Origin of the sequence: Tersicoccus phoenicis (assembly GCF_001968835.1) — a bacterium.
Classification (GTDB): domain Bacteria; phylum Actinomycetota; class Actinomycetes; order Actinomycetales; family Micrococcaceae; genus Tersicoccus; species Tersicoccus phoenicis.
The window spans coordinates 1-26,074 of record NZ_MRDE01000017.1 but is presented as its reverse complement, the minus strand read 5'-3'; the positions used below and the strand labels follow the sequence as shown (position 1 = coordinate 26,074).

General features: G+C 71.6%; 18 protein-coding genes and 1 tRNA gene. 8 read left to right on the top strand and 11 right to left on the bottom strand.

Features of this window, described 5'->3' with window-relative positions; genetic code table 11:
• Positions 1-112 precede the first annotated feature (112 nt).
• Entirely contained in the window at positions 113-1,237 is a 1,125-nt protein-coding gene (locus tag BKD30_RS03865) for a DNA polymerase IV (RefSeq protein ID WP_173893020.1), read from the bottom strand.
• 302 nt (positions 1,238-1,539) lie between these two features.
• Between BKD30_RS03865 and BKD30_RS03860 the strand changes: the two genes are divergently transcribed.
• Entirely contained in the window at positions 1,540-2,013 is a 474-nt protein-coding gene (locus tag BKD30_RS03860; RefSeq protein WP_076702284.1) for a tRNA (cytidine(34)-2'-O)-methyltransferase, read from the top strand.
• 251 nt (positions 2,014-2,264) lie between these two features.
• Here BKD30_RS03860 and BKD30_RS03855 read toward each other — a convergent pair whose 3' ends face one another.
• From BKD30_RS03855 to BKD30_RS03845, 3 genes are all read right to left on the bottom strand, one after another.
• A complete protein-coding gene (locus tag BKD30_RS03855) occupies positions 2,265-3,221 on the bottom strand; it encodes an electron transfer flavoprotein subunit alpha/FixB family protein (RefSeq protein WP_076702281.1) in 957 nt (318 codons plus the stop codon).
• Between the two features lie 87 nt (positions 3,222-3,308).
• The gene (locus tag BKD30_RS03850; RefSeq protein WP_076702467.1) at positions 3,309-4,100 is read right to left on the bottom strand and encodes an electron transfer flavoprotein subunit beta/FixA family protein; all 792 of its coding nucleotides are present in this window, start codon (positions 4,098-4,100) and stop codon (positions 3,309-3,311) included.
• 148 nt (positions 4,101-4,248) lie between these two features.
• Positions 4,249-5,826, bottom strand: a complete 1,578-nt coding sequence (locus BKD30_RS03845; RefSeq protein WP_076702277.1) for a S1C family serine protease — start codon at positions 5,824-5,826, stop codon at positions 4,249-4,251.
• A 304-nt stretch (positions 5,827-6,130) separates the two neighbouring features.
• Between BKD30_RS03845 and BKD30_RS03840 the strand changes: the two genes are divergently transcribed.
• The 3 genes from BKD30_RS03840 to BKD30_RS03830 all read left to right on the top strand — a co-directional run bounded on the left by BKD30_RS03840 (position 6,131) and on the right by BKD30_RS03830 (position 10,594).
• Positions 6,131-8,206, top strand: a complete 2,076-nt coding sequence (locus BKD30_RS03840) for a TPM domain-containing protein (RefSeq protein ID WP_235861435.1) — start codon at positions 6,131-6,133, stop codon at positions 8,204-8,206.
• A 93-nt stretch (positions 8,207-8,299) separates the two neighbouring features.
• Positions 8,300-9,112, top strand: a complete 813-nt coding sequence (locus BKD30_RS03835) for a PspA/IM30 family protein (RefSeq protein ID WP_076702272.1) — start codon at positions 8,300-8,302, stop codon at positions 9,110-9,112.
• Positions 9,113-9,199: 87 nt separating this feature from the next.
• A complete protein-coding gene (locus tag BKD30_RS03830) occupies positions 9,200-10,594 on the top strand; it encodes a cryptochrome/photolyase family protein (RefSeq protein WP_076702269.1) in 1,395 nt (464 codons plus the stop codon).
• A 240-nt stretch (positions 10,595-10,834) separates the two neighbouring features.
• Here the strand turns inward: BKD30_RS03830 and BKD30_RS03825 are convergent.
• The 3 genes from BKD30_RS03825 to BKD30_RS03815 form a co-directional block, all read right to left on the bottom strand.
• Positions 10,835-10,908, bottom strand: a tRNA-Met gene (locus BKD30_RS03825).
• Between the two features lie 46 nt (positions 10,909-10,954).
• On the bottom strand, positions 10,955-13,924 hold the full coding sequence (locus BKD30_RS03820) for a UPF0182 family membrane protein (protein ID WP_076702265.1): 2,970 nt from the start codon (positions 13,922-13,924) through the stop codon (positions 10,955-10,957).
• A gap of 184 nt (positions 13,925-14,108) precedes the next feature.
• On the bottom strand, positions 14,109-15,290 hold the full coding sequence (locus tag BKD30_RS03815) for a YlbL family protein (protein ID WP_083955989.1): 1,182 nt from the start codon (positions 15,288-15,290) through the stop codon (positions 14,109-14,111).
• 281 nt (positions 15,291-15,571) lie between these two features.
• On the opposite strand from BKD30_RS03815, the gene BKD30_RS03810 reads away from it, so the two are divergent.
• Complete coding sequence (locus BKD30_RS03810) at positions 15,572-16,978, top strand: zinc-dependent metalloprotease (protein WP_076702259.1); 1,407 nt, start codon at positions 15,572-15,574, stop codon at positions 16,976-16,978.
• A gap of 8 nt (positions 16,979-16,986) precedes the next feature.
• Here BKD30_RS03810 and BKD30_RS03805 read toward each other — a convergent pair whose 3' ends face one another.
• Positions 16,987-17,556, bottom strand: a complete 570-nt coding sequence (locus BKD30_RS03805; RefSeq protein ID WP_076702256.1) for a M48 metallopeptidase family protein — start codon at positions 17,554-17,556, stop codon at positions 16,987-16,989.
• A 190-nt stretch (positions 17,557-17,746) separates the two neighbouring features.
• Here BKD30_RS03805 and BKD30_RS03800 point away from each other — a divergent pair, with 190 nt between their 5' ends.
• Positions 17,747-18,829, top strand: a complete 1,083-nt coding sequence (locus BKD30_RS03800; RefSeq protein WP_076702253.1) for a TOMM precursor leader peptide-binding protein — start codon at positions 17,747-17,749, stop codon at positions 18,827-18,829.
• A 48-nt stretch (positions 18,830-18,877) separates the two neighbouring features.
• Here BKD30_RS03800 and BKD30_RS03795 read toward each other — a convergent pair whose 3' ends face one another.
• From BKD30_RS03795 to nudC, 3 genes are all read right to left on the bottom strand, one after another.
• Positions 18,878-20,020, bottom strand: a complete 1,143-nt coding sequence (locus tag BKD30_RS03795; RefSeq protein WP_235861439.1) for an acyl-CoA dehydrogenase family protein — start codon at positions 20,018-20,020, stop codon at positions 18,878-18,880.
• A 131-nt stretch (positions 20,021-20,151) separates the two neighbouring features.
• A complete protein-coding gene (locus BKD30_RS03790) occupies positions 20,152-22,392 on the bottom strand; it encodes an ATP-dependent DNA helicase UvrD2 (RefSeq protein WP_076702250.1) in 2,241 nt (746 codons plus the stop codon).
• A complete protein-coding gene (gene nudC / locus BKD30_RS03785) occupies positions 22,389-23,375 on the bottom strand; it encodes an NAD(+) diphosphatase (protein ID WP_076702247.1) in 987 nt (328 codons plus the stop codon). Before nudC ends, BKD30_RS03790 begins: the two co-directional genes overlap by 4 nt.
• 196 nt (positions 23,376-23,571) lie before the next feature.
• On the opposite strand from nudC, the gene BKD30_RS03780 reads away from it, so the two are divergent.
• Positions 23,572-24,981 (top strand): phosphotransferase, encoded by a 1,410-nt coding sequence (locus tag BKD30_RS03780; protein WP_076702243.1) that lies wholly within the window; start codon positions 23,572-23,574, stop codon positions 24,979-24,981.
• Positions 24,982-25,617: 636 nt separating this feature from the next.
• A partial coding sequence (locus BKD30_RS15535) for a DUF222 domain-containing protein (protein ID WP_235861427.1) occupies positions 25,618-26,074 on the top strand: 457 nt, incomplete at its 3' end.

Here is a 26,074-nt window from a genome sequence, read left to right as displayed (position 1 = left end):
TCTACTCGGTCCGCCCGCCGACGCGCCCCCGCGACGGCTCGCCCGCCGACGCGCCCCCGCGACGGCTTGCGACGGCCGGCACCCGCTACGGCTCGCCGTCGGCCGGCACCCGCTACCAACGGCCGCGCACGGGTGTGCGCGTCTCCGGGTCGGTCGGCGTGGGCAACGCCATCTCGGCTCGCACGCCGAGCAGCCGCACCTCCCGGCCGGGTTCGATCCGGTGCACGGCCAGGTCGAGCGCCGCGGCGATCACGGTGTCCCGGTCCCGGGTCGGCTCCGGCAGCTTGCCGCCGTACACCTTCGTGACGAACGGGGCGTACCGGACCTTGAGCGTGAGCCGGACGACCGGCCGCTCCTCGGCCTCCGTGTCCTCGGCGACGGCGGCGGCGAGGACGCGGATCGCTTCGGCGACCTGCTCCGGCGTCGTCAGGTTCTGCTGGTAGGTGGTCTCGTGGCTGTGCCCGCGGGCGACCCACGGGCTGTCGTCGACGACGCCGGGCCCGTCGCCGCGGCCCAGGCCCCCGTACCAGGGGCCCATCCGGGGGCCGAACTCGGCGACCAGGCCGGCCTCGGGATGGGCGGCCAGTTCCGCGACGGTGCGCACCCCGAGGCCGGCGAGCCGGGCGGAGACCTTCGCGCCCACGCCCCACAGCTCCCGGGTGGGCCGCTCGCCCATCACCGGGAACCACGTATCGGCGGTCAGCCGGTAGCTACCGGCAGGCTTGCCGAACCCGGTGGCGATCTTGGCGCGCACCTTGTTGTCCCCGATACCGACCGAACAGTGCAGACCCGTCGCGGCGAGCACGGCGGCCTGTACCCGCCGGGCCACGCTCTCCGGGTCGTCGGTCACCACGCCGAGGAACGCCTCGTCCCAGCCGAGGACCTCGACGACGACGCCGGGCTGCTCCCGCAGGGTGGCCATCACGACGGCGGATGCGGCCTCGTAGGCGGCGGCATCGACGGGCAGGAACACCGCGTCGGGAAGCTTGCGGGCCGCGATCTTCATCGGCATCCCGGAGCCGACGCCGAACGCACGGGCCTCGTACGACGCCGTCGACACCACGGCCCGCTCGGTCGGGTCCCCACGGCCGCCGATGACGACGGGCCTGCCGGCCAGCTCCGGATGGCGCAGCACCTCGACGGCGGCGATGAACTGGTCGAGGTCAACGTGCAGCACCCAGGGACGGGCGGTCCCCGTCGTCAGCGGGTCCTGCAGCGCCGTCGTTTCCTGCAGCATCATCGGCTCCTGCAGCACCGTCGGTTCCTCCGGCACCGATTCCTTCGCCGTGCTCAGGTCCCCCGGCACCGTCGGGTCCTGCAGCGCCGTCGGTTCCTGCGGCACCGATTTCTTCGCCGTGCTCAGGTCCCCCGGCGTCGTCGGCTCCCCCGGCGCCGTCGGCTCCCCCGGAGTGGGGAACGTGGTGCCGTCCGGGCTGGTCATGGGTCGATTCTCACCGGTCCGCGCCGGCGTGTCACGAATGACGCCGACCGCGCGAGGACGCAACCCGGGCAACGCCCCCGCCACTACACTGGTCGATCGTGTTCCGAATCCTGTTCGACTCCCCCGAGATCCCCGGCAACACCGGTGCGGCGATCCGGCTGGCCGCGCTGACCGGGGCGGAACTGCATCTGGTCGAGCCGCTCGGGTTCGACCTGACGGAGGCCAGGCTGCGCCGTGCCGGCCTGGACTACCACGACCTCGCCGTCATGACCGTCCACCCGGACCGGGAGACGGCGTGGGCGGCGCTGATGCCCGCCCGGGTGTTCGCGTTCACCGCCGAGGGCACCCGAGCGCACAGCGACATCGCCTACAAGCCGGGCGACGTGCTGATGTTCGGCCGGGAGTCGGTGGGGCTCAGCGCGGCGGCGAAGGCGGACCCGCACGTCACCGAGCTGGTGCGGATCCCCATGCTGCCCGGCCGCCGGTCGCTGAATCTGACCAATGCCGCGTCGATCGCGGTGTACGAGGCGTGGCGTCAGCACGGCTTCGCCGGCGCCGCCCTCACCCGCTGACACCTGACGCGCCCGCGTGGGGCCGGCGTCCTGCTCGTGGCGCGCGACCGTGCCCACCCCGCGCCCCGCGCCCCCTGACTTTGCGTTGACTATTGAATTCTGGGGCTCCATTGCGTGATTCGAGCCCCGAAATTCAATAGTCAACGCGGAAGGAGGGTGCGCGCGAGGTCCACGCGAAGGAGGGGTCGACGCGGGAGGAGGGGTCGGCGCGGGAGGGGGAAGCACGCGCCGAGGAGGGATCACGGAACCCCTCAGCCGCGGCGCCGGCGGATCTCCTCCGTGGCCTGCGGCAGCACGGCGAACAGGTCCCCGACGATGCCGAGGTCGGCGACCTCGAAGACGGGGGCGTCAGCGTCCTTGTTGATCGCGATGATGGTCTGCGACGTCTGCATCCCGGCCTTCTGCTGAATGGCCCCGGAGATGCCGGCGGAGATGTAGAGCTGCGGGGAGACCGTCTTGCCGGTCTGCCCCACCTGCGCGTCGTGGTCGATCCACCCGGCGTCCGTCGCGGCGCGGGAGGCCCCGATCGCCCCGTGGAGCTCGTCGGCGAGCGCCTCGAGCGGGCCGAAGTCGCCGCCGGTGCCGCGGCCGCCGGCGACGACGACGCGTGCCTCGGTCAGGTCCGGCCGGGCGCTGGCCGGCTTCGGTGATCGGGCGGTGATCCGGGCGGCCGGGCCCGGATCCGGGACGGTCACGGTGTCGGTGGTGACCTCCGTCGGCGTCGACGCGGCCAGCGCCACCACGGCGTTCGGCTTGACCGTGATGATGGGCGTCCCGGAGGTGACGACGGTGCGGCTCGACCACGCGCCGGCGAGCACGGACTTGGCGGCCATCGGGCCCTGATCCGTGTCGTGGACCGCGACGGCGTCGGTGATCACCCCGGAGCCGGTCTTGATCCCGGCCCGTCCGGCGATCTCCTTCTCCTCGAACGTGTTGCCCAGCAGCACGACGTCGGGCCGGACCTGGTCGATCGCGGCGGCGAGCAGCGCGGCCTTCCCCGCCACGAGCAGGTCCTCGAGCGGCTCCGCCGGCATGAGCAGGCCCGTGGCGCCGTGGTCGGCGAGGCTGTCCAGCAGGACGGACTCGACCTCGTCGGCGGTCAGAGCGGTGACGTCGCCGAGCGAACGGCCCAGGGTCAGCAGCTCCCGGGCCGCTTTGGACAACGTGGTGCCGTGCGGGGCGTCCAGGTAGATCAGGACGGTGCTCATGGGGTTCTCCTCAGTGAGACGTCGAAGCAACGGCGGCGGTGCGGGATTCGTGAGCTCGGGTCGGACGCAGGGGGCGCGAGGGAGGGCTCAGAGCAGCCGGCGTTCGGCGAGGAAGTCGACCAGCCGGATGCCGGCGTCGCCCTCGTCGGTGAGCACGATGCCTGCGGTGCGGGCCGGCCGCTCGGTCGCCTCGACCACGCGGGTCCAGGACCCGGCGACACCCACCGCATCGGGGGCAAGTCCCACGTCGGACAGGGACAGAGTCGAGACGGGCTTCTTCTTGGCGGCCATGATCGCCTTGAAGTTGGGGTAACGGGGATCGTTGGCCTGGTCGGTGACCGAGACGAGGGCCGGGAGCGGTGCCTCCAGGGACTCCGCGTCCGTGGTGCCGTGGCGGGTGGCGCGGACGACCCCGTCGGCGACGTCGAGGCTGTCGGCGAAGGTGATCTGCGCCAGTGCGAGTCGCTCGGCGAGCTGGGCGGGGACCAGCGACGTCTCACCGTCGGTGGAGGCCATTCCACAGAGCACGAGGTCCGCTCCCCCGATGTGCCGGTAGGCGGCCGCCAGAGCGCGGGAGGTGGCGGCCGCGTCCGAACCGGCGAGCGCCTCGTCGGTCAGGTGATACGCCTCGTCAGCCCCGAACTGCAAGGCCTTGCGCAGGGCGTTGGTGGCGTCGGCGGGGCCCATGGTCAGGGCCGTGACGCTGACGGTCGCGTTGTCCCCCGCGGCCGTCTCGCGGATCCGGACGGCGGCCTCGAGGGCGTACTCGTCCAGTTCGGAGAGGATGCTCTCCCCACGAGCGAGCGTGTGGCCGTCGCCGGTCAGCTGCCGGGGGAACTGGGCGTCCGGTACGTACTTGACCAGCACGAGGATCTTCAAACCCGAGGTCTGCACGTCCTCTAGCTAATCACACGTGCTCGGTCGACCCCGATCCTTCCAGCCCGGGACGGCCGAGCGCCGCTCCCGTGGTCACCGGAGCGGCGCTCGTGCCGTCCGCGGGACGGTACCGGAGGAGGTTGCGAACGGGCTACTGGATGCTGGCCGCGTCCAACGTCACCTGCGTGCTCTGCGTACTGCCGTCCCGGGTGTACTCGATCTTGACGGTCGCACCCGCCGCCTGTTCGCGCACCGCGGCCGTCAGCTGCTGGCTGTCCCGGACGCTCCGGTCGCCGACCTTGGTGACCACGTCACCGGCCTTCAGTCCCGCCTTCTCGGCCGCCGAGCCGGGGACCACGCTGGCGATCCGGGCGCCGTTGGAGAACGCCGACGTCGAGGAGGACGAGGAACCGGGCGCGTAGGACTGCACCGTCGCGCCGAGCTGGCCGTGCGTCGCCTTGCCGTTCTTGATGAGCTCGTCAGCGACGCGTTTGGCGTGGTCGATCGGGATGGAGAACCCGACGCCTATGTTCCCGGCGCTGGTGGAGCCCGACGACGAGCCGGAGGACGCGATCGCGACGTTGACCCCGATGATCTTGCCGTCCTGGTCGACAAGCGCGCCGCCGGAGTTGCCGGGGTTGATCGCCGCGTCGGTCTGGATCACGTTGAGGTACACGGAACCCCGGCCGGCACTCTGCTGGCTCTGTCCGCCACCCGGCGGCGCGAAGTTGAACGGCCCCTGGTTGCCGTTGCCCTGGTCACCCGAGTCCCCACCGCTACCCTTCGGCACCGCGGACGACTGCACCTGGATGGTCCGGTTGAGCGTGGAGACGATACCGTCCGTGACGGTGCCGGCCAGACCCAGGGGGGAGCCGATGGCGATCGCCGTGTCGCCGACGTTCAGTGAGGAGGAGCTGCCCAGCTCCGCCGGGGTCAGATTCTGGGCGTCGATCTTGATCACGGCCAGATCCGAGAGCGGATCGGTGCCCACGATCGAGCCGGAGAAGATCCGCCCGTCGTTCAACTGCACCTGGATGGACGGCTGGGACACCTGACCGTCGAGCGTGACGACGTGCGTGTTCGTCAGGATGTTCCCGTTGTCGTCCAGGATGATGCCCGACCCGGTGCCGGACGCACCGCCACCGGAGACCGCGATGGTCACCACCGACGGAGATGCCTTCTGCGCCGCCGCCGTGATCGCGTTGACGTTCTTCCGGTCGTTGACGATGACGGTGTTCGTGCCGGGTTGCTGAGATGCGGGCACACCGCTCGCACCGCCGTCGGCGAGGGTCGTGACACCGACCGCAGCTCCACCGCCGACCAAGCCGGCCGCCAGGGTGGCGGCGACCAAGGTCCCCATCCCGAACCGACTCCGGCGCCGCGACGCCGGGCGCGCGGCGGTCTCCGCTCCACCGCCCCAGTTCTGACCGTTGGCACCGTGCGCCTGGTGCTCCTGACCGTACTGAGGTTGCCCGTACGGGGACTGGCCGTACTCGGACTGCCCGTACTGCCCGTACTGCCCGTACTGACTCGACTGGCCGTACCCGCCGGCAACACCGTCGGTGCCCGGCTGCCGGTCGTAGGGCTGCCGTTCGTAGGACTGCGTGTCTCCGGCCCGCGGAATCGGCTGCGTGAAGGACTCACCCGGCTGGTGCGACGGCCGCGGCGGTGCACCCTCGCCCGCGGACCCGCGAGGAGCCGGCTGATCCGACCCGTGCTGCTCTGTCATGATGGTTCCTTTCTCAACCTCGGACACAACCCTGCGTCAGAGACAGTCTGGCGCTCAAGTCTGTGGCGGTCGAGGTCGTCTCCTGAGCGTTCCCTGTGAACTGACCGAAAACGAGGATCCGCTTACGCTGCTGGCAGACACGGCCGCCTTTCGCCCGTTTTATCGCAACCATAGAATCAAGACGATCCCGGCGGTTCCGTCACGAGAGGCGTGGCGGTCTGCGTCATCAGCGCAACGTCCGGGGGGTGAGGGGAATTCGATGCGCTCCCGCTACCGGCGACCTGTTTCCGTTCTGATCGCTCTCATGGCCGCGCTCGGTTTCACGGCAGCACTGCCCCTGTCGGCCCACGCGGAGGCACCGGTCACCTTCACCACCGGACGCATGGTGATCGACGAGGCCGGCGCCCTCGGTGGCGAGATCGCCGCCGTCGAGCAGGCCGTCCGCGACCTGAAGCAGTCCACCGGGCAGAACCTGTTCGTGGCGTACGTGCGCACGTTCGAGAACCCGAGTTCACCCAGTGCGTGGGCCCGTGCGGCGATCCAGGGCAGCAACGCCCCCAGCAACTCCGCCATCCTGGTCGTCGCCACCGACACGGGCACCGGTGCGATGCTGGAGTACAACAACAGTGCCGTCAGCAGCACCGAGATCAATGCCGCCAAGGACGCGGCCGGGGCGCAGGTCGCCGCCGGGAACTGGGCTCAGGCGGCCCTGACCGCCGTGGACCAGCTGCGCAGCAGTGCCGCGAGTGGCGCCGGGGACACGGGCGCCGTCCAGCGTCAGAACCCTGCCGGCGGTGCCGGCTTCCTCTCGCCGCTGCTCGGCCTCGGCCTGGTCGCCGCCGCCCTGATCGGTGGCATCTTCTTCCTCGGCCGACGCCGCCGCAACCGGAACAAGCAGATCGCCTCGACCTACCGGCAGGACGGCACGGGCACGCTCTACGGGGACGCGCCGACCCAGTCTCAGGGCCCGGCCGACCCCTTCGCGAATCTGTCCGTGGACGAACTGAACAAGCGCGCCGGCACCGCACTGATCGCCGCGGACGACGGTATCCGCGCCTCCGAGCAGGAACTCGCGTTCGCCCAAGCGCAGTACGGCGAGAAGGCGACCGAACAGTTCGCCGCCGCTATCGAGGGCTCGAAGAACCATCTGCGCGAGTCGTTCAAACTCCGCCAGCAGCTCGACGACGACACCCCGGACACGGAACAGCAGCAGCGTGCGTGGCTGGGCGAGATCATCCGCCGTTCCGAGGACGCGAACCGGGTCCTGGCGGAGCGCAAGGGCGACTTCGACGCCCTCCGGTCCCTGGAACGGCGTGCTCCCGAGGCACTGGCTCGCGTCACCGACGACGCACAGCGTGCTGCCTCGCGGGTGGCCGACCACGAGAGCTCCCTGGACGCGCTCCGCGGCCGGTACGCCGAGACCGCGCTGACGACCATCATCGACAACATCACCCAGGCGAACGAGCGGCTCGCGTTCGTGGCGTCGGCCCGTGCCGCCGCCGATCGGGATCTGGCCGCCCAGGGAGGCAACCGCTCCGAGGCGGCGCTGGCGATTCGCGCCGCCGAGCAGGCGGTCCAGCAGACGAACCAACTGCTCGACGCGATCGACCGGGTCGGCAGCGACCTGGAACGCGCCGACGAGCAACTGCGCCGCGCGCTGGGTGACACCGCGCAGGACATCGCCGAGGCGAAGGCGTTGGCGAACAGCGGGCAGAATCCCGAGCTGGTGGGACAGGTCGCCGCTGCCGAGACCGCGGTGAGCGCCGTCGAGCAACAGATCCGCGGCGGCAGACCCGATCCGTTCGACCTGCTGCGCCGGGTCGAGGGCGCCCACCGGACACTCGACGCGTCGCTCACGGGCATCCGGGACGAGCAGTCGGAGGCTCGCCGGGCCCGCGACTCCCTGCAGCAGACGATCATGAGCGCCCGGGCCCGGATCTCCGCCGCCTCGGACTTCATCACCACGCGACGCGGTGGGGTCGGCAGCCAGGCCCGCACCCGGCTCGCGGAGGCGCAGCGCAACCTCGACCAGGCGCTGGCCCTGCAGTCCCGTGATCCACGGTCGGCACTGACCTACGCCCAGCAAGCCGGTGATCTCGCCGAGCAGGCCAGCCGAGTCGCCCAGGACGACATCGGCGACTACGCAGGCTGGGGCGGTGGCCGCGGCGGCGGATTCGGTGGCGGGTTCGGGGGCGGGTTCGGTGGTGCCGTGCTCGGCGGCATCCTGATCGATTCCATCCTGCGCGGCGGCCACGGCGGCGGCTGGGGTGGCGGCGACTCCTGGGGCGGCGGAGGCGGCTTCGGCGGGGACTCCTGGGGCGGCGGGGACTTCGGTGGTGGCGGGTTCGGGGGCGGCGACTTCGGCGGTGGGGATTTCTGAGCCCCGACCGCCGGAGATCCGCACCACCGCCCCGACCGCGACCTGCCGGCATCGGAGGGTGACACCATGAGAGACCGAACGAAAGGAAGCAGCATGGCCAAGCAATCCATCTTCGGGCGCATCGCGCAACTGGCGAAGGCGAACGTCAACGCCATCCTCGACCAGGCCGAGGATCCGCAGAAGATGCTCGACCAGATGGTCCGTGACTACACGAACAACATCGCCGAGGCGGAGTCGGCCGTGGCGCAGACCATCGGCAATCTGCGGATGCTGCAGGACGATCACCAGCAGGACCTGAAGGCCGCTCAGGACTGGGGCAACAAGGCGCTCGCGGCCAGCCGGAAGGCCGACGAGTTCCGTTCCGCCGGCAACGCCGGGGACGCCGGTAAGTTCGACAACCTGGCCAAGGTCGCGATCCAGCGACAGATGTCCGCGGAGACCGAGGCGCGCGGCGCGGAACCGACCATCGCCTCCCAGAGCGAGATCGTCGAGAAGCTCAAGGACGGGCTCAACCAGATGCGCGGCAAACTGGACGAGCTGACCCGCAAGCGCGATGAGCTGAACTCGCGGGCGAAGATGGCGCAGGCACAGTCCCAGGTGCATGACGCCATGCGCAGCATCGACTTCATGGACCCGACCAGCGACGTCTCCCGGTTCGAGGAGAAGGTCCGCCGGGAGGAGGCCCGTGTGCGTGGCCAGCAGGAGCTGTCCGCCTCCAGTCTGGACGCCCAGTTCGACTCGCTCGAGGACCTCGGCGAGCAGACCGAGGTCGAGGCCCGGCTGGCCGCCCTCAAGGCCGGCACCCGGCCCCAGCAGTCCATCAAGGGCGATGCCGCCGGCAACGACGTGCCGACCGACACGCCGACGGGCACCGGGACGGCGGAGCCGAGCCGCACCGAGTACTGAGCCTCCCGCACCACCCCGTCGCTGCCGGTCATTCCGACCGGCGGCGACGGTCGTCTCGACAATCGAGAGTGTCGGTAGGCTGGCCCGATGACGACGACCACCGTGGTGTGGCTGCGCGACGACCTGCGCCTGGCGGACAACCCGGCACTGCGGCACGCCGCGGACGACGGCGACGTCGTCGTGCTGTACGTGCTGGACGAGCGCAGCGACGGGGTGCGGCCACTCGGTGGGGCCGCACGCTGGTGGTTGCATCATTCCTTGCGCGCCCTGGCGGCGGCCGTCCATGACGCGGGGGCCCGGCTGGTGCTGCGCCGTGGTGCCGCGGTCGACGTCGTGCCCGCCGTGGTGACGGACGCGCGGGCCGACGCCGTCGTCTGGAACCGTCGCTACGGCGGTTCCGAACGGGAGATCGACGCCGCGATCAAGGCGTGGGCCGGTGAGCACGCCGTCGAGGCGCACAGTTTCGCCGCGAACCTGCTGCACGAACCGTGGACCATCACCACCGGCGCGGGCGGGCCGTTCCGGGTGTACTCGCCGTTCCTGCGCGCCTGCCGCCGCGCCGAGGAGCCGCGGGACCCGGTGCCCGCGGTGCACAGACTCAGCGGACCGGACGTGGCCTCAGACGACCTGGGCGACTGGGGCCTGCACCCGACGGCACCGGACTGGTCCGCCGGCCTGGCCGCGCAGTGGGAACCGGGCGAAGCGGGAGCCGGTCGCCGGCTCGCGGACTTCGTCGACGGCATCCTGGCCGGGTACGACACGAGCCGGGAGCGGCCCGGCGTCGAGGGCACCAGCCGGCTCTCACCCCACCTGCGGTTCGGGGAGATCAGCCCGTTCCAGGTGCGCGCGGCCGTCGCCGGCGCCAGTCCTCGCGAGGACCGCGACGCCTTCCTGGCCGAGATCCACTGGCGCGAGTTCAACTGGCACCTGCTCTACGCGCAACCGGACCTGGCGACGGTCAACCACCGGGCGAAGTTCGACGGGATGCCCTGGCGTCACGCACCGGCGGACCTGCGGGCCTGGCAGCGGGGCCGCACCGGGTACCCGCTGGTGGACGCCGGCATACGCCAGCTCTGGCAGACGGGGTGGATGCACAACCGGGTACGGATGATCACCGCCTCGTTCCTGATCAAGAATCTGCTCCTCGACTGGCGCGCCGGTGAGCAGTGGTTCTGGGACACCCTGGTGGACGCCGACGCCGCGAACAACCCCGCCAACTGGCAGTGGGCGGCTGGCTCCGGCGCGGACGCGTTCCCGTACGTGCGGGTGTTCAACCCGGTCACGCAGGCCCGGAAGTTCGACGCCGACGGCGACTACATCACCCGTTTCGTGCCGGAGCTGGCCGGCCGGTCCGGCTCCGCGCTGCACGAGCCCTGGGGCGACGACCCGCCCCCGGACTATCCGGCACCGATGATCGACCTGAAGGACACCCGTCGTCGAGCGCTGGACGCCTACGCCGCGATCGGCGCGTCCGGCCGCTGAGTCCCGGCGGCGCTTCCATGGCCCGCGGCCGCTCAGCGCCGACATAGGCCGTCACGCAGTCGAGTTCCGGCCCAGCCGACCGCGCAGGCGTAGCCGGACCTGTCGATCCACTCGAGCACGCGACCGCCGTCGACCGGGACCGTTCCCCGCGGTCAGATACGGGCGAGTCAACGCGTCGACCAGGAGAAAGGTCGGGACGCACGAAGGCCCCCGATCCACTGGATCGGGGGCCTTCACTCGTTGCGGGGGCGGGATTTGAACCCGCGGCCTCTGGGTTATGAGCCCAGCGAGCTACCGAACTGCTCCACCCCGCGCTGCATCAGCTACTCTACCGCGGCGCGGGGTGGTCACCAAATCGGGTCAGGGACTGGGCGTGGCCGACGGTGCGGCCGAGGGACCGGCCGACGGCGTCGGGCCCGACGACGACCCCGGGGACGGCGACGCGGTGGCACCGCCACCCTGACCGAGCTGGTTCTCCGCCTGGATGGCCCGCCCCAGCGCCTCCGAGACCTTCTTCTGCGCGGTGCCGTAGGCCGCGAAGTCGCCCTTCGCCAGGGCCTGCTGGCCCTCCTTGACAGCAGCGTCCGCGTCGGTGAGGGCCTGTTTGAGCTGCGCCTGAGCACTGACACTAGTCCCCGGTGTGCCACCGGAACCGCCCGGGGGACTCGGCGTCTTGCCCGCGTTGGCGGAGTCACCCGCGGTGGCACCGGAGTTGCCGCCGAAGAGCTGGTCCAGGGCTTCCTCAAGGGTCGCCGCGAAGCCGACCTTCTCCCCGAAGCCCACGAGCACCCGTTGCAGCGACGGGTAGGAGGTCTCGCCGCTGGACTGCACGTACACCGGTTGCACGTAGAGCATGCCTCCGCCGACCGGCAGCGTGAGCAGGTTGCCGTTCAGGACGTTGGACGCGCCCTGACGCAGCAGGTTCAGGGTCTGGGACACCGTCGGGTCCGAGTTGAACCGGTTCTGCACCTGGCCGGGACCGGGAATCGATCCGGACTTGGGCAGGTTGAGCAGCTGCAGCTTGCCGTAGTCGGGCGATTTCACCCCCGCCTTGTTGCCGGCGTCACCGTTGGCGGACAGATACCCGTAGAGCACGTTCCGGGGAGTCTCACCCGCCCGGTTCTGCGGGATGAACGAGGAGGTCAGGCTGAACGCCGGTCGATCGGCGCCGGGCACCTGCAGGGACAGATAGTAGGGCGGCTGCGGCACGGCGGTCGAACTGGTCGGGTCGTTCGGCACCGACCACACGTCGTTCTGCTGGTAGAAGTCGACCGCGTCGGTCACGTGATAATTGGCGAGCAGGCCCCGCTGGACCTTGAACAGGTCCTCCGGGTACCGCACGTGTGACATCAGCTGGCCGGACATCTCGCTGTACGGCTTCAGCGTCGTGGGAAACACCTTCTGCCACGCCTTGAGGATGGGGTCCTGGTCGTCCCACGCGTACAGGTCCACGGATCCGTCGTAGGCGTCGACCGTCGCCTTCACCGAGTTGCGGATGTAGTTGATGTTGTTCGCGGGCAACGCGGCCACCCGTCCGTCCGCGGTCTGCGAATCGCGGGTCAGGGAGTCCAGCTGCTGCTGCGTCGAGTACGGGAAGAACGTGCTGGTCGTGTAGCCGTCGACGATCCACTTGACCCGACCGTCGATGATCGCCGGGTAGGGCTTGCCGTCCACCGTCAGGTAGGGAGCCACCTTCTGCACCCGGTCCCTCGGATTCCGGTCGTAGAGGATCTGCGACTGGCTGTTCACCGCGTCCGAGAGCAGCAGATCCGAGGACTGGAACTTCAGGGAGTACAGCAGCTTGTTGAAGAAGTTGCCGACGCTCGGCCCGCCGTCACCGTTGAAGGTGTTGAAGGTGTCCTGCGAGGATCCCTCCTGCTGCGGCCGGTCCAGTTCTCGGGGCGACGAGCCCTCCGGTGCGCCCACGATGGAGTACTCCGGCGAGTTCTCGCCGAAGTAGATGCGCGGTTCGTACGTCTGGTCGCTGCCCAGCACCCCGCTGCTGGGGATGCCGGAGAGCAGGAACTCGGGTTTGCCGTCGGCGGCGACCCGGTTGCCGGCCGCGGCGACGACGCCGTAGCCGTGGGTGTAGACGATGCGCTGGTTGTACCACCCGGAGACGTTGTCCGGCCGGAGTTCGCGCACGGCGACCACGGTGTCCTGCGTCTTGCCGTCCACCTGGTAGCGATCCACGTTCAGCAGCGGCGAGAACTGGTAGTACGGCCGGAACTGCTCGAGCTGCGAGAACGCCGCGGAGACGAGATTGGGGTCCAGCAGGCGGATGCTGGCCGTGGTCTGGGCGTCCTCCCGCAGGGCACCGGGGCTGGTGGTGGTGGTCGCCCGGTACTCCTGGGACGTGACCGCGTCCAGTCCGTACGCCTTGCGCGTCATGTCCATGTTCCGCTGGATGTACGGCTGCTCCAGCGTCTGCTCCGAGGGGACCACCTGGAAGCGCTGGACCACCCAGGGGTACACGCCGCCGGCCAGGATGGCGGTGATGATCAGGCCGACGGTGCCGATCAGCGGGAGCCGCCAGCGGCCGATCACGGCGGCGACGACGAACAGCACCGCGACGATGACGGCGGCGATCGCGAGCACGGCCTTGGTCGGGATGACGGCGTTGACGTCGGTGTAGAGAGCACCGGCGACGCGGCCGCCCAACCCGGAGGTGCTCTGTAGCGTGCCGTACCGGTCGAGCCAGAAATTGGCGGCCTGCAGCAGCAGGAATGCGGCCGCGAGCACGGCGATGTGCACGCGCGCCGGGCGGGCGACGGACACGCCTCGCTCGTGCAGCCGGATGGCACCGTACAGGTAGTGCGTGATGATTCCGAGCACGCCGGCGACGAGGACGACACTGATCAGCAGGCCGGACAGGAAGCCGAGGAACGGCAGGGTGTTCAGGTAGAAGCTGTAGTCCAGGCCGAACTGCGGATCGGTCTGCCCGAAGGGCACCTGGTTGAAGAACAGCAGGATGCGCTGCCACTGCGACGCCGCAGCGGTGCCCGCGAAGATGCCGAACACCACCGGCACACCGATCATGGCCAGCCGGCGCACCGGCTCGAAGCTCGCCTGGTAGCGAGCGAGGTTGTCGGCAGTGCCCTCCTCGGGCGCGTAGACCGGGCGGGATCGGTAGGCCACGGCCATGCTGGCGTACACTCCGACGGCCATGACGAGGGCGGCGGCGAGGAAGACACCGACCCGGGTGAGGTTCTCCTTGACGAACACCTCCAGGTAGCCGAGCTGGTTGTACCAGAGCACGTCCGTGTAGACCTGGGTCAGCAGCACGACGGCGACGACGAGCACCGCCACAACGATGATCGTGGGAACCAACGGGGATCTGCGCCGCCCCGAAGGTGATCGGCTCGGGCGTGGCTGGGGGGTAGCTCCGAAAGTCACTGCGATCCTTGATGTCAACGTCGAGGCGACGCCGGGATCGGGTCGTCCTGATGCCATTCTGCCCGGGCGACGGCCTCAGCTCCAAGCCACGGTCACGCCGGCGGTGTGGCCGTGGCGCTCACCCGCACCGGGGCAGCGCCCCGAGGTCTCCGCCCGAGGCCGCCGTTCGAACCGCGCGAACCGCGCCGTCGAGGGTGTCCACCCGCACCACCGTCAGCCCGCCCGGGACGTGCCCGACGACGTCGGAACAGTTCGCGCCCGGGGCGAGGAACAACCCGGCCCCCTCATCCCGAGCGCCCTGCATCTTCTGGGCGATGCCACCGATCGGACCGACGGTGCCGTCGGCGCTGATCGTGCCGGTGCCGGCGATGTGCTTACCGCCGGTGAGGGCACCGGGGGTGATGGTGTCGATGATCCCGAGAGCGAACATCATGCCGGCGCTGGGCCCGCCGACGTTGTCCAGCCCGATGGAGACGGCGAACGGGAAGCGGTAGGTGGCGGCGAGCGCCACGCCCAGCTGCCAACTGCCTCCCTGTCCGCGGGCCGGGGTGATGCTGACGGTGCGGTTGGCGCCAGCGTTGCGCACCTGCAACCGGAGCGGCTTCCCGGCGGCGTCGGCCACGGCACCGCGGACGTCGTCGATGCCGTTCACCGTACGGCCGCCCACCTTCTCGAGGACGTCCCCGTCGCGCAGCCGCCCACTGGCCGGGGTGCCGTCGACGACGCGGGCGACCGTGAGCGTGCGAGTGAACGGGATCTTCTCGTAGGTCAGCGCCGCGGCGATGGCGTCCTGCTGGGAGTTCGTCATGGCGACCGTGTTGGACTGCTCCAGCTCCTGAGTCGTCAGATCCGGCGGGTAGAGCAACTCGGTGGGCGCCACCGACCGGGTCGGATCGAGCCACGCGCCGAACGCGTCCACGGCGTTCAACGGGCCGTTGGGACCACCCTTGACGTAGACCGTCGTCAGGTCCAGGTCGCCGGTCGTCGGGTAGGTGGGCCGGCCGTCGACGGAGATCAACCGGCGGCCGTCGACGCTGCCGACCGTGTTGAACGTCGGTCCCGGCGCCTCCGTCACGAACGGGGCGGGCAGTGCCAGCGCGAGTGCGCCGCAGAGCACGGCGACGGTGACGCTGACGCCCAACGTCGTCGGTCGCCGCCGTCCCGCCCCGGCCCGCGGGGTCCGTCGGGCGCGCCGACGTCGCCGACGCGGAGCACCGTCGCCGTCCGCGTCGGAGGCCGTCGTCGAACCGGCCCGCCGGACACTACTGGCCTGACCGTTGCTCGCTTGATCGCTGCTCACTGGGGTAGGTCCTCATCTGCGCCGGCGATCGGATTCCCCGCGTGGTCGGGACGATGCGCGCGAAGCCCAGCGCATCCCACAGGGTAGCGCCCGCACCTGCTGACCGGCTCCGCCCGGGGCGAACGCCCCGCCGGTGGGCAGACATCGCGGACCCGCCGCGGGTAACGTGATGGCACCGGGCCGGGCCGACGCGTGCGGACGGCTCGGACGACGTGACGCGAAGACTTTCCAGCCGAAGACCGGCAGCGCCCGCCACGACCGGACACGAGGACGGTATCCCCATGAGTTCCCAGCACGGCAACGACGACGACACTCCGCAGGATCCGTTGACGGAGATGCTGTCCAAGCTGCTCGGCGGCAACCTGGAGGGTTTCGACCCGGCCGAGCTGGCCCGTGCGGCCGGCATGCCGTCCGACCCCAACACCCTGGCCATGATGTTCCAGCAGGTGCAGGCCATGATGGCCTCCTCCGGCGACTCGCCCGTGAACTGGCAGCTCGCCCACGAGAGCGCCCGCCGCGGGGCCGCCGCCGGCACCGATCCCTCCGTTTCCGCCGCTCAGCGCCGCGACGTCGAGGAAGCGCTGCGCGTCGCCGAGCTCTGGCTCGACCCCGTCACCGATTTCCCCGGCACCGGTCTGACCGGCCGCGCCTGGTCCCGCGCCGAGTGGGTCGAGGCAACCATGGACACCTGGAAGCAGATGACGGAACCGGTCGCGAACAGCATCGCCGCCGCCCTCACCCAGGCCATGACCGAGCAGTTGCCCGCGGAGATGGCGGGCATGGTGGGCGGCGCCGGCTCGATGATCCGCAACCTCGGCGGCGCCCTGTTCGGCATGCAGCTCGGGCACGCGGTGGGCGAACTCTCCGGTGACGTGGTCTCCGCCTCCGAGGTCGGTATCCCGCTGGCGGAGGGCACGATGGCGCTGCTGCCCGCGAACATCGCCGCCTTCGGGGAAGGTCTGGACATCGACGAGTCCCAGGTGCGGCTCTACCTCGCGGTGCGGGAAGCGGCACACGCCCGGCTGTTCGTCCACGTCCCCTGGCTGCGCTCCCACGTGCTCGGCATCATCGGCAGCTACGCCCGCGGCATTCACATCGATACCAGCCGGATCGAGGAGGCCGCCCGGCAGATCGACCCGTCGAACCCGGAGTCGGTCCAGGAGGCCCTGTCCGGCGGCATGTTCACGCCCGAGCGCACCCCGGCGCAGGAGGCGGCCCTGGCCAGGCTCGAGACCGCGCTGGCCCTGATCGAAGGCTGGGTGGACGAGGCGACCGCCGCCGCGACGACGAACCTGCCGGCCGCGGAGGCCCTGCGCGAGGTCGTCCGGCGCCGGCGTGCGACCGGTGGCCCCGCCGAACAGGCCTTCGCGTCGCTGGTCGGACTCGAGCTGCGGCCCCGCCGGCTGCGGGACGCCGCCGCGCTGTGGGCGGCCCTGGCGCAGGAGCGCGGCACCGAGGGCCGGGACGCCGTCTGGTCGCACCCGGATCTGCTGCCGACCCCCGAGGATCTCGACCATCCGGGCGAGTTCACGGCCAGGAGTCAGCAGCGCGCCGCGGCGGACGCCGACGTGGACGCGGCCCTGGAGAAGTTGCTCGCCGGCGGCTTCGATGAGACCCCGGACCAGGATGCTACTGACCGGGACGCTGACGGCGAGGGCGGTCCCGAGGACCACGGCCCGCGCGGCTGATCTCCGGTTCAGTCCTCGGTGTGATCACCGGTGAGCCGGCGCCGGGCGGCGAAGCTCGCCCCGGCCAGGAACGCCTTCGCCTCCGCCAGCCGCGGGTAGCCCGCCAGCAGGGCCTGGAACCGCGGCCCGTGCCCCGGTTCGAGCAGGTGCGCCAGTTCGTGCAGGAGCACATAGTCGATCACCCAGTCCGGCATGCCCTGCAACTGGGTGGACAGCCGGATGGTGCCACGGCCCGGCGTCGCCGATCCCCAGCGCGTCGTCTGGTTGTCGACCCAACGGACCGATGCGGGACGAGCCCGGCCGCCGAGGTGAAGTCGAGATACGGCCTCGGCCCGGGCCGCCAGGCCGTCGGGTCCGTCCTGGGCGGCCTGCCGGTCGCGCTGCGCCGTCAGCCTCGCCACCATGGTGGCGACCCACGCCCGTTCCTGCGCCGGCGTGCCCGACGCCGGGACGGAGACGACGATGCGGCCGTCCTGCCAGACGGCACTGACGGTGCGGCGGCGGCGGGCGGATCGGCGGATCTCGACCGGCGGCGCGGGAGCGGGCTCGGTCGGCGGGGCGTCGGAGAACGAGGTCACCGGGCCACCGTATCCCGGCCTGCCGACGGTCCTCGGCATGCCTGTGGACAACTCCGCCACCCACCGGCAGCGACGTGCCATGCTGTCCGACAGACCCGGGTGTGAGCCCGGCGGTAGGTGAACCCGGGAGTGGGCGAACCGGCGACGATGTCGGGACGACGGTGGTCGGGACGGACGACGGGAGGCGATCATGCACCTCAATCCGGGTCTGCCGCTGGTCCGCCGCGGCCCGAGCGCGCTGCAGATCGGCGTCGACGGCGGACTGGTACTGAACGGGCTCACCGAGAGCGACTGCGCCTTGGTCTGGAGTCTGCGCACCGATCGTGACCCGGTCGACCTGGTCGAGTTCGGCCGGCAGCTCGGGGTGACTCGGGAGCGGGTGGCCGAACTGGTGGACGCGCTCAGCCCGGTCCTGCTGCCCGGCCGGGATTCCTCGGGCGGTCTACGCACGGCTCGGCTCGCGGGGGAACTCGATCGGCTCGGCGCGGTCCACCACCAGCTGGCTCCCCTGCTGCTCGCCCGTCGGGCGGAGGCCGTCGTGCGGGTGGACGGCTGCGGCGCCCTGGCGACCGGGGTCGTCGCCGGCCTCGCCGCTGCGGGGATCGGCGCCCTGACCGTCGAGGACGGGCCTCCGGTGAGCGCCGCGGAGCTCGGGCCCGGCGGCTTCGGGCTGCCGGATCTCGGTGCCGCCCGCGCGGCTGCGCTGCGCCGACTGTGCCGGTCGGTCGCCCCCGAGACGGCGCTCGACGTGCGGCCCCGTCCGCGCAGCAGAACCAGTGCGTCCGACGCCGACCTCTGGGTGCTGACCGCGGCGGTGGCCCTCGCCGAGACCGATGTCGCGGCGGCGGACCAGCACGACGGCGCGGTGCTGCCGGTGATCGCCCGAGAGCGGGACATCGTGATCGGACCGCTGATCGAACCCGGCCTGACCGCGTGCCTGGCCTGCCGGGAGCGCCACCGGGTCGACGCGGACCCCGCCTGGCCCCGGATCCGGGACGAGGCGACCACGGGCGCCACGGCCCCGGCCCGGGCCGGCTCGCTCGTCTCAGCGGCGGCCGCCCTCGCCGTCGTGCAGGTTCTGGCCTGGCTGGACGGGCAGCATCGACCCGCCAGCTGGTCCACCGAGCTGGTGCTGCGCCTGGCCGACGGCCGGGTCAGCCGTCGTCCGTGCGTGCCTCACCCGTCGTGCCTGTGTGGGTGGGCCGCGGACGACGCACGGCAGGCTCGGCGGGACGTGCGCCCGCCCCGGGAGACCCTGCCGGCGCCGTCGTGACGGCCCCGCGACGCCGATCCGGCCGTCAGCGGGCGGTTGCGTCCGCCCTCACCGGAAGGCGGGCCGGCCGGTGATGTGGTTGCCCAGGATCAGCGTGTGCACCTCGTCGGTGCCCTCGTAGGTGCGCACCGACTCCAGGTTGTTGGCATGCCGCAGCGGTGCGTGGTCCAGGGTGATGCCGTTGCCCCCGAGCACGGTCCGGGCCTGTCGGCAGATCTCGATGGCCTCCCGGCAGTTGTTCAGCTTGCCGACCGAGATCTGCGCGGGCTGCAGCGCTTCCGCGTCCTTGAGCCGTCCGAGGTGGATGGCGAGCAGCGTGCCCTTCTGGATCTCCAGCAGCATGTCGACCAGCTTCTGCTGGGTCAGCTGGTACGCCGCCAGCGGCTTGTCGAACTGCAGGCGCTCCTGCGCGTACGCCAGTGCCGCCTCGTAACTGTCCCGGGCGGCGCCCATCGCTCCCCAGATGATGCCGTACCGGGCCTCGTTCAGGCACGTGAACGGCCCGCGCAGGCCCGCAGCCCCGGGCAGGATCGCGTCCGCGGGCAGGCGGACGTCGGTCAGGGCGATGTCGCACTGGACGGAGGCCCGCATCGAGAGCTTCCGCTCGATCGGCGTGGCGACGAAGCCGGGAGCGTCGGTCGGCACCAGGAATCCGCGGATGCCCTCGTCGGTCGCCGCCCAGATCACCGCCACGTGCGCGATGGACGCCAGCCCGATCCACCGTTTCGCGCCGTTGAGGAGCCAGCCGTCGCCGTCACGCGTGGCGGTGGTCTGCATGCTCGCGGGGTCGGATCCGGCGGTCGGTTCGGTCAGACCGAAGCAGCCGATGATCTCGCCTGAGGCCATGCCCGGCAGGTACGTGTTCTTCTGCTCCTCCGACCCCCAGCGGTGGATGGCGGTCATCGTGAGCGAGCCCTGCACCGAGACGAAGGTGCGCAGCCCGGAGTCGCCCGCTTCCAGCTCCATGGCGGTGAGGCCGTACTCGACCGCGGACCGGCCGGGACACCCGTATCCGTGCAGATGCATGCCGAGGAACCCGGCCTCGCCCATTTCCCGGGCGATCTCGACCGGGAAGTGCGCGTCCTCGTACCAGCGCGCGATGTTCGGCTTGATCCGCCGGTCGACGAACGCCCGGACGGTGGCGCGCCAGGCCAGTTCCTCGGCGCTCAACAGGCCGTCGAGGTCCAGCACGTCGGACCGGTCCCGGCCCGCGACCGGGGCGACGCCGTCCGTCGTGGCCGCAGCGGTGGCCTCCGGGGCGCCGTCGGATGACGTCACCTCGGTGCTCGGCTCGTGCACGGTCGTTCCCCTCTCGTGTGTGGTCAGGCTTGCGCCGGCGTCGGGCTTGCGTCGGCGTCGGGATCCGGCTGGTTCCCGGACCCGGCCAGGACCGCGAGCACCGCCGCACCGTAGCGCTCGAGTTTGGCCGGGCCTACCCCGGTGATGCCCGCGAGCTGGTCGGCGCTGGTCGGCATCCGCTCTGCGATGGCCATCAGGGTGGCGTCGGTGAAGACGACGTACGCCGGCACGGAGGCCTCCTTGGCCGTCTCGCTGCGCCAGCCGCGCAGCGACTCGAACACGGTCTCGTCGTAGCCGGGCGGGCAGGTGGAACACCGGCCGGTCTTCCGTTCGGCGCCGGAGGTGAGCACCGTTCCACAGACCCGGCAGTGCAGCACCGCGGCCGGCTTCCGCCGTGGTGCGGCGGCACGGCCGGAGCCGGCCGTACGGGATCGGGTGGCCGCCGGGGCGAGTCCGTCCAGGAACCGGGACGCCGTCCGGTGTCCCCGCCCGCCGGGGCTGCGAGCGAGCGACCAACTCAAGGACAGGTGCCGGCGAGCACGGGTGATCCCCACGTACAGCAGCCGGCGCTCCTCGTCGATCTCGGCCTGCTCCTGCGCGAACGTGATCGGCATCAACCCCTCGGTGAGCCCGGTGAGGAAGACCGCGTCCCACTCCAGGCCCTTGGCCGAGTGCAGGGAGGCGAGGGTGACCCCGTCGACGGTCGGCGCGTGCTGGGCGGCGGCCCGCTCGTCGAGCTCGCGCACGAGATCGGCCAGCTCGAACGTCTGCCCGTGTCCGGCGCGCTCGGTGGCCAGTTCGGTGGCGAGCGCGACCAGGGCCGCGAGCGACTCCCACCGTTCCCGCACGGCCCCGCCCTGGCTCGGCGCCTCGTCCCGGTAGCCGAGGGAGGAGAGCACGTCCTTGACGGTGGCGGCGACGGTCGACCCGGTCCCGCGTTCACCGGTCCCGGACGGATCGGGCGCCACGGTGCGGGCGCCGTCGTCGGCCCGGGCCGCGGCCCGCAACTGCAGGATCGCTTCCCGCACCTCCCGCCGGGCGAAGAAGCGTTCCCCACCGCGCAGCTGGTAGCCGATCGAGGCCGCCGCGAGCGCCTGCTCGAACGCCTGCGACTGACCGTTGGTGCGGAACAAGACCGCGATCCGGCTGGCCGGCACGCCGGTGCCGATGAGCGCGCCGATGCGGGCGGCCACTCCGGCGGCCTCCGCCTCGTCGTCGGGATACTCCGTGAACACCGGGTCGGGGCCGTCTCCCGGCTGGGAGATCAGGCGCAAGGGGTCGCTCCAGGTCCCGCCCGCGGAACCGCCGCGCCGGGCGGTGAGCAGCCGGTTCGCGAGGGAGACGACCGGCTCGGTCGACCGGTAGTTGCGGATCAGCTCGACGACCTGCGCGTCGGGGTAACGGCTGCGGAACTGCAGCAGGAACCGGGACGTGGCGCCGGTGAACGAGTAGATGGTCTGGCTCGCGTCCCCGACCACGCACAGGTCTTCCCGGCCGCCGAGCCACAGGTCGAGCAGCCGCTGCTGCAACGGGGAGACGTCCTGGTACTCGTCGACGACGAAGTGCCGGTACTGCTCCCGCACGGTCGCCGCGACCCTGGCGTCCTCCTGCAGTATCCCGACGGTGATGAGCAGCACGTCCTCGAAGTCGATGACGTTCCGGTCGGCCTTGACGTCCTCGTAGGACTGGAAGAGACGGGTCATGGTGGTGGTCGAAAAGCCGCCCGGCGCGCCACGCCCGGCGGCGGACGCCAGGTAGGTGTCCGCCGTGAGCATGCTGACCTTGGCCCACTCGATCTCCGCGGCGACGTCGCGCAGGGCAGCACGGTCCGTGGTCAACTGCAGTCGACGAGCCGCCTCGGCGATGAGGTTGGCCTTGTGATCGAGCAGGCCGGGCAGCTGACCGCCGACGGCCTGGGGCCAGAAGAACTGCAGCTGGCGCAGCGCCGCGGCGTGGAAGGTGCGGGTCTGGACGGCCGGGACGCCCAGGGTGCGCAGCCGGGTGCGCATCTCGGCGGCGGCCCGCGCGGTGAAGGTCAGGGCGAGGGTGCGTTGTGGGGCGAACACGCCGGTCTGCACACCGTGCGCGATCCGGTGGGTGATGGCACGGGTCTTGCCGGTACCCGCGCCGGCGAGCACGCAGACCGGCCCCTGCAGGCTGGTCGCCACCTGCCGCTGTTCCTCGTCGAGACCGGCGAGGATCGCGTCGGCCGTCGTCGCGGGTGCGGTTTGCTCGGGTGCCCGGTGCTCGGGAGCCGCACTCATCTCTCTCCCTCCGGGTCGGTCAGCGGTTCGCCGTACCAGTGCTCGATCAGCCGCCGGGCGATGGAGAGCGTGCCCGGCAGCCGGATCTCCCCGGCGCCGACGGCGGAGACCAGCTCCGCCCGGGTGAACCAGCGCAGGTCGAGGATCTCGATGCCGTCCGGGACGGCCCGAGTGCCGGTCGCGTGGGCCGTGAACCCGAGCATCAGGGAACACGGGAAGGGCCACGGCTGGGAGCCGAGGTAGCGGGGCGAGTCGACGACGAGGCCGGCCTCCTCCCCGATCTCCCGGACGACGGCGGCCTCCAGGGACTCGCCCGGCTCGACGAAGCCGGCGAGGGTGGAGAACCGGTTGGCCGGCCACTGCGCGGACCGGCCGAGCAGCAGCCGGTCGTCGTCGTCGACCACGGTGCAGATGATCGCCGGGTCCGTGCGCGGGAAGTGCTGCGATCCGTCGGCGGTGCACCGCCGCACCCAGCCGGCCTCGACGACCTCGGTGGGCGCACCGCACCGCGGGCAGTGGCGATGCACCCGATGCCAGTGGTGCAGGGCGAGGGATTCCACGAACAGGCCGGCCTCGACAGCGTCCAGATCGTCGACGGCGTCCCGCAGACCCCGCCACTGCGCACCGGGAACGACGGCCCCGGCGTGGTCGTCCTGGTAGACGCCCGCGTCGGCGGGCCCGGCGGACTCGCTGCCCGGCACCGGGACGAGCACGACGTCGGTCCCGGCAGGGACGGCACCGTCCGCCGTCGTCGCCCCCAGGTAGAGGGGCGGCGTACCGTCACCGGCGGGGGCGACGTCGAGCAGGACCAGGCCCCCGTCCCGGATCGGCGCCTGACCGTCGCGCAACGGCAGATAGCGGGTGGTGGTGGACGACGCGAGCCGATCGAACAGGTCCGGGTCCGAACGTCGCTCGCCACGCCGGTCCACTCCGGCCCGGGAGAGCAGCAGCGTCGCGTTGACCGTGGCCTCGATGCTGCCCATAGGTCCTGCGCTTCCCGCAGTGCCCGGGCTTCCGGCAGTGCCCGGGCTTCCGGACGGAGAAGGAACGCTGCTCGTCATTTCTCTACCGTACGCAGCCGTACCGACAGAAGGTATTCCGGACGGGATCTCCATCACGCGGGGCGACTCGCCGCCGGCGCGCGTGGGCGTGCCCGGCCGGTCGGCATACGGTGGAGGGGTGAGACGTACCCCTGAGCAGCTGGCGGCCATCGCCAGCGCTGCCGTGCCCCTGCTGTCCGCCCGGGCGGTAGCGGCGGAACCGGACGACGCGGCCGACTTCGACGCCGCGTTGATCCGCGACGGGGCAGGCCGTAGCTGGCGCGTCCGCTCCCCCAAGCACCCGGAGGCGAGCCTGCGTCTGGAGAACGAGCTCACCGTGCTGCGCTCGTTCACCCCCGCCGTGCGGGCCGATCTGCCGTTCGAGCTGCCCACCGTCGCCGGCACCGTCCGGCAGGGGCCGCTGACGACCTTCGTCTACTCTCATCTGCCGGGCACTCGGCTGCACATCGACGACGTGCGCTCGCGCGTCGTCGCCCCGGCCGTCGGCCGTGCTCTCGCCGCCGTGCACGGCCTGCCTCACGACCTGGTGGAGGACGCCGGGCTGCCCGCCTATGCGGCGAACGAGTTCCGGCAGCGCCGGCTCAACGAACTGGATCAGGCCGCGGGCACGGCCCGGATCCCCGCGCGGTTGCTGCGCCGGTGGGAGAACGCACTCGAGGACGTCAGTCTGTGGAGGTTCGCACCGACCGTCGTCCACGGCGACGTGCACGAGGATCACGTCCTGGTCGACGGGGACCGGGTGACCGCGGTCTCCGGCTGGACCGACCTGCACGTCGGCGACCCGGCCGACGACTTCGCCTGGCTGGTGGCCTGCAACGACCAGTCCTTCGTCGACATCGTGCTCGAGGCCTACTCAATGGCACTGCCCGAGCCGGAGGATCCGCACCTGATGCACCGGGCTGCCCTGGCGGCGGAGTTCGCGCTGGCGAAGTGGCTGGTGCGCGGGGTGACCCTCGACGACGCCGGCATGATCGGCGAGGCCCGGCAGATGCTCGACGAGCTCGATCGCGACGTCGAGCGGACCGGCGGCTGGGAGCTGACCAGCCCGCCACCGCCGGAACCGGAAGCGCCGGCCCAAGGGCCCGCGACGGGCGGGGTCCCGGCCGTGTCCAGCGAGGACATTTCGCACAGCACCGCACCGCGCGTGTCGGAACCCGATGCCGTGACCACCCGACACCCGATCATCACCCACCCCGGCCCTGAGTCCGGCGCTGAGCCGCGCCCTCTGGCGACTCCGACGGTCGGGGCGGACGGGCGACCCGCGATGCCCGCCGAACCGCCGAGCATCCCGATTCACGACACCGAGCCGAGCGATGCCGCCGAACCCGCCGACCATGGTGCCGAGAATGCCGCGGCACCTGATGTGAGCGACGATCAGGATCAGGCGATCGGCTCCGTACCGAACCACCGTCGGGATTCCGATGTGCCCTCTGGTTCGACTGCTGATCAGGCGGCATCCCCTGACGCTGCTTCATCGTCCCGAACCGGCGCGACTGCCGTCCGACACCCGGAGGACTTCCGCCACTAGCGGTTCGTTCCGGTTCTGGTTGGGTCGTTCGATGGCTTTCCCGCGATCGACCGGCTCGTGGCGGTGGCTGGAGTGGGTGTTCAGCGCCGGGTGACGCCGCAGTTCCGCCGGGGGGTCACCGGGCAACCGGACGGGGACCACCATCCGTGGCGCGGTAGGTCGGCTGCGGGCTCCCGCCGGGCGCGCCGCAGGGGCCATTGTCCGTCGGGCAGCAACTCGCTTGCGGACCGCGGGCTGACGTCGGTCCGGCAGCTTCCCGAACGTTCGCGGCCAACTCTTGTATTCGAACATATGTTCGAGTAAAGTGGGTTCATGGACGAGGTATCCGACGAACCAGCATCCCGGAGCGGGCACCCGCAACCGGATGTTGTCGTGCAGCGGGATGACACCGTGCAACCGGCGATGATCGCGTCCTGGATCCGCGCGCTGGCCGGCCTCGCCTCCCTCCCCGTCACTGGTCCCGCCTCTGACCCCGTCGCTGGTCCTGTCCCCGTGCCGGGTCGATCCGGGCGCCCGACGGGTTCCCTACCCGCGACCGGTGCGCGCATTCCCGACGCCGATGCTTCAGCCTCCGATGCCCCAGCCTCCGGCGCTGGTCGGGCCTCCGGTGGTGTGGTGTCGGGGGTGGGTGCGGAGTTGATCGATCGGATCCGGGCTCTGGAGGAGTTGAAGACCGCTGCGTCGGCGGCGCAGGTGCGGGCGACCGCACAGTTCGAGGTGGTGCAGCGGGCCGCGCAGGCGGCGGTGGGAGTGCCGGCGGGGCAGCGGGGTGCGGGGGTGGGGGCGCAGGTGGCGTTGGCGCGGCGGGAGTCCCCGGCCCGGGGTGGCCGGTATCTGGGGTTGGCGCACCTGCTGGTGGCGGATCTGCCGCACACGTTGGCGGCGATGAGTGCGGGGACGTTGAGTGAGTGGCGGGCGACGTTGATCGCCCGGGAGACGGTGTACCTGGGTGAGGCGGCGGACCGGCGTGCGGTGGACGCGGCGTTGAGCGCGGACACCGGTGGGGTGGACGGTCTGGGGGACGCGGCGTTGGTGGCGGCGGCCCGCAGGATCTCGTACCGGGTGGACCCGGCCGCGGTGACGGCCAGGGCGC